The 10,050-nt window shown below is 36.6% G+C and carries 14 protein-coding genes; 5 read left to right on the plus strand and 9 right to left on the minus strand.

Going from position 1 to position 10,050, the window contains the following annotated elements:
- Positions 1-7 precede the first annotated feature (7 nt).
- Positions 8-694, plus strand: coding sequence for a 2-C-methyl-D-erythritol 4-phosphate cytidylyltransferase (gene ispD / locus ACWIW0_RS06050; protein ID WP_454452617.1), 687 nt, complete (start codon positions 8-10; stop codon positions 692-694).
- A complete protein-coding gene (gene ispF, locus ACWIW0_RS06055; protein WP_454452618.1) occupies positions 687-1,163 on the plus strand; it encodes a 2-C-methyl-D-erythritol 2,4-cyclodiphosphate synthase in 477 nt (158 codons plus the stop codon). The genes ispD and ispF overlap by 8 nt, the downstream gene beginning before the upstream one ends.
- Before the next feature lie 139 nt (positions 1,164-1,302).
- Here the strand turns inward: ispF and dld are convergent, their stop codons facing one another.
- The 3 genes from dld to yjgA form a co-directional block, all read right to left on the minus strand.
- Positions 1,303-2,994: a D-lactate dehydrogenase gene (gene dld, locus ACWIW0_RS06060; RefSeq protein ID WP_454452619.1), complete on the minus strand. Its 1,692-nt coding sequence runs from the start codon at positions 2,992-2,994 to the stop codon at positions 1,303-1,305.
- 164 nt (positions 2,995-3,158) lie between these two features.
- The gene (locus tag ACWIW0_RS06065) at positions 3,159-3,506 is read right to left on the minus strand and encodes a SirB2 family protein (protein ID WP_454452620.1); all 348 of its coding nucleotides are present in this window, start codon (positions 3,504-3,506) and stop codon (positions 3,159-3,161) included.
- 3 nt (positions 3,507-3,509) lie between these two features.
- A complete protein-coding gene (gene yjgA, locus ACWIW0_RS06070; RefSeq protein ID WP_157394483.1) occupies positions 3,510-4,043 on the minus strand; it encodes a ribosome biogenesis factor YjgA in 534 nt (177 codons plus the stop codon).
- 152 nt (positions 4,044-4,195) lie between these two features.
- Between yjgA and pmbA the strand changes: the two genes are divergently transcribed.
- A complete protein-coding gene (gene pmbA / locus ACWIW0_RS06075; protein WP_454452621.1) occupies positions 4,196-5,545 on the plus strand; it encodes a metalloprotease PmbA in 1,350 nt (449 codons plus the stop codon).
- Between the two features lie 63 nt (positions 5,546-5,608).
- Here the strand turns inward: pmbA and ACWIW0_RS06080 are convergent, their stop codons facing one another.
- The 5 genes from ACWIW0_RS06080 to ACWIW0_RS06100 all read right to left on the minus strand — a co-directional run bounded on the left by ACWIW0_RS06080 (position 5,609) and on the right by ACWIW0_RS06100 (position 8,572).
- A complete protein-coding gene (locus ACWIW0_RS06080) occupies positions 5,609-6,568 on the minus strand; it encodes an ABC transporter substrate-binding protein (RefSeq protein ID WP_454452622.1) in 960 nt (319 codons plus the stop codon).
- 173 nt (positions 6,569-6,741) lie between these two features.
- Positions 6,742-7,038, minus strand: coding sequence for a type II toxin-antitoxin system RelE/ParE family toxin (locus ACWIW0_RS06085; protein WP_454446583.1), 297 nt, complete (start codon positions 7,036-7,038; stop codon positions 6,742-6,744).
- Positions 7,025-7,327, minus strand: coding sequence for a type II toxin-antitoxin system RelB/DinJ family antitoxin (locus tag ACWIW0_RS06090; RefSeq protein ID WP_454444159.1), 303 nt, complete (start codon positions 7,325-7,327; stop codon positions 7,025-7,027). Before ACWIW0_RS06090 ends, ACWIW0_RS06085 begins: the two co-directional genes overlap by 14 nt.
- A gap of 187 nt (positions 7,328-7,514) precedes the next feature.
- The gene (locus tag ACWIW0_RS06095) at positions 7,515-7,931 is read right to left on the minus strand and encodes a ClpXP protease specificity-enhancing factor (RefSeq protein ID WP_454452623.1); all 417 of its coding nucleotides are present in this window, start codon (positions 7,929-7,931) and stop codon (positions 7,515-7,517) included.
- The gene (locus ACWIW0_RS06100) at positions 7,931-8,572 is read right to left on the minus strand and encodes a glutathione S-transferase N-terminal domain-containing protein (protein WP_454446585.1); all 642 of its coding nucleotides are present in this window, start codon (positions 8,570-8,572) and stop codon (positions 7,931-7,933) included. Before ACWIW0_RS06100 ends, ACWIW0_RS06095 begins: the two co-directional genes overlap by 1 nt.
- A 168-nt stretch (positions 8,573-8,740) precedes the next feature.
- Here ACWIW0_RS06100 and ACWIW0_RS06105 point away from each other — a divergent pair, with 168 nt between their 5' ends.
- A complete protein-coding gene (locus tag ACWIW0_RS06105) occupies positions 8,741-9,058 on the plus strand; it encodes a DUF496 family protein (RefSeq protein WP_454444162.1) in 318 nt (105 codons plus the stop codon).
- A gap of 77 nt (positions 9,059-9,135) precedes the next feature.
- Positions 9,136-9,831 (plus strand): carbonate dehydratase, encoded by a 696-nt coding sequence (gene can / locus ACWIW0_RS06110; protein ID WP_454452624.1) that lies wholly within the window; start codon positions 9,136-9,138, stop codon positions 9,829-9,831.
- A 126-nt stretch (positions 9,832-9,957) separates the two neighbouring features.
- Here can and ACWIW0_RS06115 read toward each other — a convergent pair whose 3' ends face one another.
- Positions 9,958-10,041, minus strand: coding sequence for an IS3 family transposase (locus tag ACWIW0_RS06115; protein ID WP_454452627.1), 84 nt, complete (start codon positions 10,039-10,041; stop codon positions 9,958-9,960).
- Positions 10,042-10,050: the final 9 nt, after the last annotated feature.

Consider the following 10,050-nt stretch of genomic DNA (forward strand, 5'->3'; position numbering starts at 1 on the left):
CACTAATATGAAACGAAATATTATTGCAATTATTCCTGCATCTGGTGTAGGTAGTCGAATGCAAAGCCATTTACCGAAGCAATATCTCAAAATTCAAAATAAAACAATTTTAGAACATACGTTATCACTATTTATTGATGATCACCGTGTTACACGTATTATCGTTGTAGTATCTAAACAAGATAGCTACTACCCTAAACTATCTATCCTAAAGCATTCTAAAATTCAATGTGTTTTTGGGGGAGAAACTCGAGCTCACTCTGTATTAAACGGACTGTCTGAACTAACAGAACAAGACTGGGCATTAGTCCACGATGCTGCTCGACCTTGCCTGAAGCGGTCAGATCTCGATAAACTTTTGCAAATTACTGATCCCGATGGTGCTATTTTAGCAACCCCAGCTATCGACACAATTAAACGTACCACCGATGGTTGCCACATTACTCATACAGAAGATAGAACAACGTTATGGCACGCATTAACACCGCAATTTTTCCCCGCCATACCTCTTAGAAATGCCATTCAAGAAGGATTGGCAAAACATTTGGCGATTACCGATGAGGCCTCTGCGATGGAATTTGCAGGTTTTTACCCTCAATTAGTTGAAGGTAGAAGCGATAACATTAAAGTTACTCGTCCTGAAGACTTGGCTCTTGCTGAATTTTATTTAACACAAGGAACAGAAAATGATTAGAATTGGACATGGTTTTGATGTTCACGCCTTTAGTGAACAAGGCCCATTAGTTATTGGTGGTATAACGATTCCTTATGAAAAAGGCTTTATAGCTCACTCGGACGGTGATGTTGCTCTCCACGCTTTAACAGATGCTTTACTTGGTGCGGTAGCGTTGGGTGATATAGGGAAGCTTTTTCCCGACACCGATATGGCATATAAAGGCGCAAATAGTCGTGGTTTACTGATTGAAGCCTATCGACAAGTACAAGAAACAGGATATAAAGTTGGCAATGTTGATGTTACTATCATAGCCCAAGCCCCTAAAATGCGTCCTTACATTGATCAAATGCGCCAAGCGATTGCAGAAGATCTTAAATGTGATATTTCCCAAGTTAATGTAAAAGCCACGACAACGGAAAAACTAGGTTTTACAGGCAGACAAGAAGGCATTGCTTGCGAAGCAGTTGCGTTATTAATTAAAAAGTGATTATTTATAAAATGAGGCTATTTAAGACATATCTACGACACACTAAATGAATCCCAATTTCAAAATTTGGCACTAATTTCTCTGTATAATGAACGAAACTTTTGCAAAATGCCTCATTTGAGGCATTTTGGATTTATAGCTATTGCCAATATTTTTTCTTTGAAGTGTGTCCTATACCAGGGTTAAAGCTATTTGTTGGATCTAAAGCTTTATAAAATTTGCGTAACTCTGGTTTTGCCTCATATAGATGACCGACATTATGTTCTGCGGGGTATTGTGCTCCACGTTTATCTAGTAGTGATAACATTTGATGTTCTAGCTCAATGCAATCATTGCCTTTTTTCACAATGTAATCCTGATGGAAAACGTGGCACATAAAATGTCCATAATAAAGTTTATGGCTGATTTTATGATCGATTTCTGGTGGTAATACTTCAAGCCATTCTCTATCATTACGACGCAATGCAATATCTAATGCAACAATATCTTCTACTTCCTTTTCATTAACTGCACGATAACGAACAGCTGCAGAGGCAACCGCAAAACGGTGTAACATTGCTGCTTGGCTTTCTATTGCATTACATTCAAAGAACGCTCCTTTGCTTTTATCTGCAAAGTAACTAGAAAGAAATTCCCTTGCTTCTTTTACGCCAATTCCCCCCATTTTTACAATTAAATGATGTTCGTATTGATCACGATATTGAAGAAGTTTTTCTGGCAAATGTTGTGGCAATACTTTGGATATGAGTTGTAGCAACTTATCACTCAAATGAGCGGGCAGAAAACTAATTTTTTTTGCAAATCGATCTACTTTTGATTTTAATGCAAAAAGTTGAGGTAAACGGTGTGTTCCTAATTTTTTGATTACCCAAAATGTATCTTTTCCATATTCAGCAGCAATATCAAAAGCATCTCGATGAATATATTCACCAGAAATAGGCAATTGTTGGAAGTTTGCTAACATATGGCGACGAATATCATTTAACGTATCAGTTTGATTTGTTCCGATATAGAAAACAGCAGTTTCTTTTTCTAATGGGAAAGTATCTAACCGAACCGCAAAAATAGCGAGTTTTCCTGCACAACCAGAGGCTTCATAATGGCGTGCTGGATCTGCATTAAAACGAGCAGGCGAGTTCTCATCAACTTGTCGGACGTGATGACAATAAGCGTGATCGTGTCCTTTACCACAATTTTGCTGAATATCTTTATTCTGATAACGGTTTTCTTGCAAATTTTGTAGAATTTCCTCAGGTGTTTCACCTAAATCAATACCTAAATGGTTTTTTAATTCTAGTTCACCTTGCTCGTTAAGCTGAGCATAAAGTGCCATTTCTGTATAAGCAGGCCCCCTTTGTACTAATGCACCACCAGAGTTATTACAAATTCCACCTATAACAGATGCCCCAATACAAGATGAGCCAATAACAGAATGTGGTTCTCTTCCTTGTTCTTTTAATAAAAGTTCTAGCTCATTTAGAGTAGAACCAGGTAAACAGACCACTTGACTAGCATTGTTGATTAACTGGATGCCATTAATTCGCATTGCATTGATGATAACTATATCTCGGTCATAGTCATTACCATTGGGCGTAGAGCCACCTGTTAGCCCAGTATTTGCGGCTTGGCTGATAACAATCACATCAGCCTCAACACAAGCTTTTAATACTTTCCAAAATTCAATTAAGTTTGAAGGTTTTACTACCGCAAGAGCATTTCCTGAGCCAAAACGATAACCACTACGGTAGCTTTCAGTTTTGCTTTGATCTGTAATAATGTATTTTTCACCAACAATTTGCGTCAGTGTTGAGATAAGCTGTTGAGCAGACATAGAGAACTCCTTTTGTGTTTTTCAAAAAAGTATAACAAACTCATTGAGTGATTAAAATTTCTTTATTTAAAAGTGTGAAATGTTTAACAAAATAGAAAAGGCGTAATAAAAAAGAACTGAAATCAGGTTTGAAATCAGTTCTTTAAATTATTTTGATGAAGGTCTTAGTGCATTGTTGCTACTAACATCATTAGCATAAAACTTACCACTGCAAGCAAGAAATGTTTTAAAGAGAATTGTTGTCCTTTTTTAAAAGCTTTAGCACTCAATACAATGTATAGCACTAAAAATAATAATTTTGACCAAATCCAAGTTTCATTGAATGAGAAGCCAAAATAGAAAAAAAGGATTAAGCCAGATACCAAAAGTAGCGTATCAATAAGATGAGGTACAATACGTAAAAATTTGTATTGACGCCAATCGACCATACGAGCAGATAATACCCCACGTGTTAATAATAACGCTAAACTCACATAAGCAAAGCCAATATGAGCAAAAAAGAGAGATTTCATTATTTAGTTCTCCACAATAACAGATTTTAAATATTGAAAAATTTCACGATAATTTTTCGGTGGTTTATTGGCTTGTTTCTCTTTTTGTGCGCCACGAATTAAATTACGCAAATGTTGGCGATCAAGCTGTGGATATTCGTCTAACAATGGATTTAGTGCCACATCACCTTGTTCTAGAAGTTGATCTCGGGTTAGTTCTAATTTCTGTAATAAGGCTAATTGTTGATTATGACGATTTTCTACTTTATCCAAGGCTTCTTGAATTGGCTCAGGATCAACATTGCGTAATAGTTTTCCTACATATTGAATTTGGCGACGACGAGCTTCTAAGCGTAAACGTTGAGCTAATTCAATCGCTTCACGTAAATTATCCTCTAATGGAATTTTGGCTAAATTGGTTGGGTTTAATGCCATTAGATTTTCACCTAGTTTTTTGAGATGTTCCGCATCTCGTTTTATTTCACTCTTACTTACCCAGATGATTTCTTCATCTTCGTCGGTCCAATCTATTTCATTTTTTCGTTGTTTTCTTGCCATAAAATCCCACTCTTTATAATAACTAGTAATTAAAAAGCCTATCGCAAAGGATAGGCTTTTCTGCTATGATTTTTCGCTTTCCATTCTATGCTGAAATTACCTTTAGGTCAAATTTCTCTCAGCAAAAATGATGTTAAAAATAAGGATAAATAATGGCTTTAACCACCAAACAAGAACTACAACAACAAGAAGAAATATTAAGAGAAGCGGTAAGTTCAGCTTTATCTTTTGCAAAAAAAGCAGGGGCAACAGCAGAAGTAGCGGTAACAAAAGTAGCGGGGTTATCGGTTTCTACCCGTTTAGAACAGACAGAAAATATTGAATTTAATAATGATGGTGCGTTAGGTATTTCCGTTTATTTAGGTAAACGTAAAGGCAATGCCTCTACTTCCGACTTACAACCAGCGTCTATTCAACAAGCGGTGGAATCTGCCTTAGCGATTGCAAAATATACATCGGAAGATAATTGTACTGGTTTGGCGGACAAAGAAATGATGGCGTTTGAAACTGTCGATTTAGATTTATATCACCACGCTGAGATCGATGTGGATCAAGCAGTGCAACTGGCAATAGAAACGGAACATCACGCCTTAAATAGCGATGAACGCATTGTAAACAGCGATGGTGCGACATTTAATTCCCATAGCGGTATTCGTGTTTATGGAAATACACACGGAATGTTACAAAGCTATTTATCTAGCCGTTATTCGCTCTCTTGTAGCGTGATTTCTGCCTATCAAGATCAACTAGAAAGAGACTATGAATACACCATTTCTCGCCAGTTTAATCAGCTTGCCACGCCAGAATGGGTGGGAAAACAGGCTGGTTTAAAAGCAGTAGATCGTTTAAACCCACGCCAATTAGCCACCTGTGAAGTACCTGTTATTTTCTACAACGATGTGGCAACAGGTTTAATCGGACATTTAGCAGGGGCGATTAGTGGCGGTGCGTTATATCGTAAATCTAGTTTTTTACAAGATAAATTAGGCGAAAAAATTCTGCCTGATTGGTTTGCGATTTCAGAACGACCGCATTTATTACAACAGCTCGCATCGTCCGCTTTTGATAGCGAAGGGGTGAGAACGGAAAACCGAGAAATTATTACAGACGGCATTTTACAAACTTATCTTTTGACCAGTTATAGCGGTCGAAAACTGGGTATGCAAACCACAGGACACGCAGGTGGTATTCACAACTGGTTGGTCAAACCAAACCGCACTGGAGGGTTAGATACCTTGCTTAAAGAGATGGGAACGGGGCTATTAGTTACCGAAATGCTTGGTAGTGCAATCAATGGTGTAACAGGTGAGTATTCTCGTGGTGCAGCAGGTTTTTGGGTTGAAAATGGCGAGATTTGCTACCCAGTGGCAGAAATTACCATTGCAGGCAAGTTACAAGAGATGTATCAAAATATGGTTGCAGTGGCTGATGATATTGAACACCGCTCAAATATTCAAACAGGTTCTATTTTATTAGACACAATGAAAGTTTCGGGTCAGTAAGCAATTTAGATTAAGTAAGTGGGGATCATTCTCCCCACATTGCCTTTGTATATTTCAAATGATTTAGAATACACTTTTTGCTTCTTTTAATAAGGTTTCAGGTACGGTAATGCCTAATTCTTTTGCAGTCTGTTGGTTGATTGATAATTCCATTTTGCTAACAGAATGAGTGGCAATAGCCCCTGCTTTTTCACCGCGTAAAATGCGAGCTACAACTTTACCTGTTTCCGCACCAATATCATATTGGTTTACTGCATAAGCCGCTAATGCTCCACGTTCTACGGTATCTTTATCTGCTGCAATCACAGGGATTTTTGCTTCTAATGCAGCCTTATGTAATGCTTCATAAGCAGAAACTACCGCATTATCTTCAGAAATATAAATCGCTTGTACTTTACCATTTAGGCTACGAGCAGCTGTACCAATATCTGCACTACGTTGTACTGCAACAGGCACCACTTGAATATTCACTTTTTTACTCGCTTCTTTTAATTCATCAAGTACAATCGCTGAGTTTACTTCCCCTGCACTATACACATAGCCAACCGCTTTTAAGTTTGGTACTAATGTTTGAATGAGTGAAAGTTGTGGTTCAATGTCTTTATGATCAGAGATCCCTGTTACATTTGTTCCACTTGGCTCCCAAGATTTAACTAATTTTGCTGCCACTGGATCAGTTACCCCAGAAAAGACAATCGGAATGCTACGAGTAGCGGCTACCACTGGTTGAGCACTTGGGGTGGTAATTGGAATAATAATGTCGGCTTTGTCGCCCACAAATTTACGTGCAATCTGTGCCGCTGTTGCAGTACTACCTTGTGCCGATTGGAAATCAATTTTAATATTCTTCCCATCGACAAAACCTTCTCTTGCCAGTTCTTCTACAACACCTTGACGGATAGTATCTAATGCTGGGTGTTCTACGATGGCGGTAATCGCAACGTTATGTAATTTTTCCTGAGCAATACTCGCCACAGAGAATAAACTTAATGCACTAATCAATAATGTTTTGCGTAATTTCATATAACTTCCTTACTAGATAAAGATAAGATTTTGCATTTTTGTACTATTACAAAAGTACATTTGATGTAAATTTAATTTATCTTTGATAATTAAGCAAGTGTTTTTTGAAAATAAAAAATAGAAATAGCAAGTTATCTCAATTCCCCAAGATACTTTCTATTTCTGTCCGTTGATTAGTCGAAAATGTCAGAATGTGAAGCTAAACGGATAAAAGAGATTACATCTTCTCTTATTTCGTAAAGTAGTACAAGATCATTATAAATATGGCAGTCTCGTATCCCTTCCATATCTCCTGATAAAGCGTGATCCTTATAAATTATAGGGAGTTCTTTTCCATTTAATAAAGCATTAAATACTTCTGTGTATCTATCACTGACTAAAATCTCAGGATTACTTTTTGCTAATTTGGCAATGTCTCTCTTAAATGGCTTAGTTAATTCATATTCCTTTAATTTATTATTTTGCTTCATTATGATGCTCGTCTTTGGCTATTTCTCGCATTACACTAAAAATGTTAGTATCGTTAATGCTATGACGTTCAGCCTTACCGTTTCTGACTTCACTTATAGCTTCCAATGTTTCATTATTAGGTTTCAAATAGGACAAATTGATAGGAATTGTTCTTGTATTAGCAATCTCTGTTAAAAACAAAGTCAATACTTGAGATGGTGTAAATCCATATTGTTCTATAACTTGAAAGGCTTTCATTTTTACGCCCTCTGCCACTCTAAAACTGAAGGCCGCATTACTTCTAGACATTTTCATTCTCCTAAATTTAAGTTAAATATGTATTTCAATGAAATACAACCTTATTATAATAAAAACACATTTCAATGCAATGTACTTTTTGATCCTAGATTAAAACGCTTTATTTAAGGTTATAAAAAAAGCGGTAAGATAATGCAAATATTTTGCAAAATCTCACCGCTTATTAAGAATGGCTATATTACTTTACTAATTTTAGGTGTGTTGGCTTAGTTTTAGGTGCTTTTTTTACTTTTGTGGTTTCTGCCTGCTCTGTTGAGCGTGCTAGATATTGTTGCTCATCATAATAAGCTTCTTCCTGAAACATTACACCATCGCCTGTTTCTTGAGCATAGATAGCTTCAGCCGCACCAAATGGGATATAAATATCACGCAACATTCCTTGAAAACGGGCATTAAAACTAATTGCATCATCATTTACAACGTATTGCCCAATAGAACGTGGTGAAATATTTAAGATAATTTTGCCATCACGCACAAACTCAGTAGGAACATCAACATCAGGATATGATGTATTTACTAAAAGATAAGGGGTATAATCGTTATCTAATAGCCAATTATAATATGCGTGATAAAGATAAGGACGTAAGGGTTTCATTAGTCTTTATCATCCATTAAATTTTTAGGTGCACTTCCACCCACAGATTGCACAAAACTATCACGTTTAAACACTCTAGTCATATAGGCTTTTACTGCTTTACTTCCCGCACCTGTAAACTCAACACCTAAATTGTGCATACGCCATAATAATGGAGCAATGTAGCAATCCACTAAGCTAAAATCTTCACTTAGGAAATAAGTTGTTTCTGCAAATACAGGGCCTAAAGATAATACTTCTTCTTTCAACTGTTTTAAGGCCTTTTGAGCCTCTTCTGTGGTTGGATCTCTATCAACAAGATCAATCAGTGAATACCAATCGTTTTGGATTCGGTGCATATTTAAACGGCACTGTGCGCGCAACACTGGATAAACAGGCATTAAAGGTGGGTGTGGGAAACGCTCATCAAGATATTCCATAATGATTCGAGCATTTGACAAAACTAAATCACGATCAACTAATGTTGGAATAGTTCCACGTGGATTAACTTCCATTAAATCTTCAGAAATCGTATTGGGTGCAATATTTTCAATCTCGTACGCTACCCCTTTCTCGGCTAATACAATACGAACCTGATGGCTATAAATATCTGTTTTTTCTGAAAAAAGTGTTGGTACAGAACGTTTACTTGCGCTGGTCATTTTTTCTCCCATATTAAATACTGTCAAATAATCTTCAGATTTTAGCACATCTTATATAGTCAATAACAGCCTTATTTTTCTGTTGTTTCCATTGATAAACCTTTTGACGAACAACAAGAAAAAGTCTAGCATTCCACTACTTATTATTACTACTTAGAGGATCTACTAATGGAAAATGCAAAAAAACAATCTTTCCAAGATATGTTGGAATACGTTCATCTCTACCGTTTAAAAAACAAACTATTAAGAGAAACTGCTGATAATGATCGTAAAATTCGTGATAATCAAAAACGTATTTTATTACTAGATAACCTTAACCAATATATTACCGACTCAATGTCAGTAGAAGAAATTAGAGCAATTATTGCTAATATGCGTGAAGATTATGAAAATCGTGTAGATGACTATATGATCCGTAATGCAGAACTTTCTAAAGAACGTCGTGGCATTCGCCAAAAAATGGCAGAACATAGCCATAAGAAATAATATCTTCTCTCTATCTAACTATCCTAGATACTTATTTAGGATAGTTATTCGCCAATCTTACATTCAGGAAGCCAATAATGAAGAAAATAGAACGACTATTCGCCAATAATCACGCTTGGGCAACCCAAATGAAAGATGAGCAATCTGATTATTTTAAACAGCTTGCTGAACATCAAAAACCCAATTATCTTTGGATTGGTTGCTCTGATAGCCGTGTGCCTGCTGAGAAATTAACAGGATTAGAGCCTGGTGAGCTTTTTGTTCATCGCAATGTTGCTAATATGGTCATTCATACGGATTTAAACTGTTTATCTGTGGTGCAATATGCAGTTGATGTACTTGATATTGAGCATATCATCATCTGTGGACATACAAACTGTGGAGGTATTAAAGCGGCTATTGGTACAGAAGATTTTGGTTTAATCAATAACTGGCTACTTCATATTAAAGATTTATGGTTTAAACATAGCCACTTATTAGGTAAATTATCTTACGAACAACGAGCAGATATTCTCACTCGCCTAAATGTTGCGGAACAAGTGTATAACTTAGGGCGTTCATCTATTGTTGATGCTGCGTGGAAACGTGGGAAAGCACTTTCTATTCACGGCTGGGTCTATGATGTCAATGATGGTTTCTTAAACGATCAAGGTGTTATCGCAACTAGCCGCCATTCTCTTGAAATCACCTACCGACAAGCTATTGCTAAATTGCTCGCTGAAGCTGACGAAATTTCAGCCCAAAATCGAGTAAGTAATTTCGTACAACCATAAAAAATCAACACCAATAAAATAAAAGCGACAGTGATTTACTATTGCTCAGACTGATGACAATCCCTAATTTGTTATATTTAATAAACGGACACACGCAGTGATCTGCCCCCAAAAAGTTAGACTGATTTAATTCAAGGATTGAGTTCTATATTGCACAGGACTCAATCCTTTTAATTTTCCTTGTAGATACCATCTCAACTTCCCCCCCAACCGTACTTT

Source organism: Ursidibacter sp. B-7004-1 (assembly GCF_053654055.1).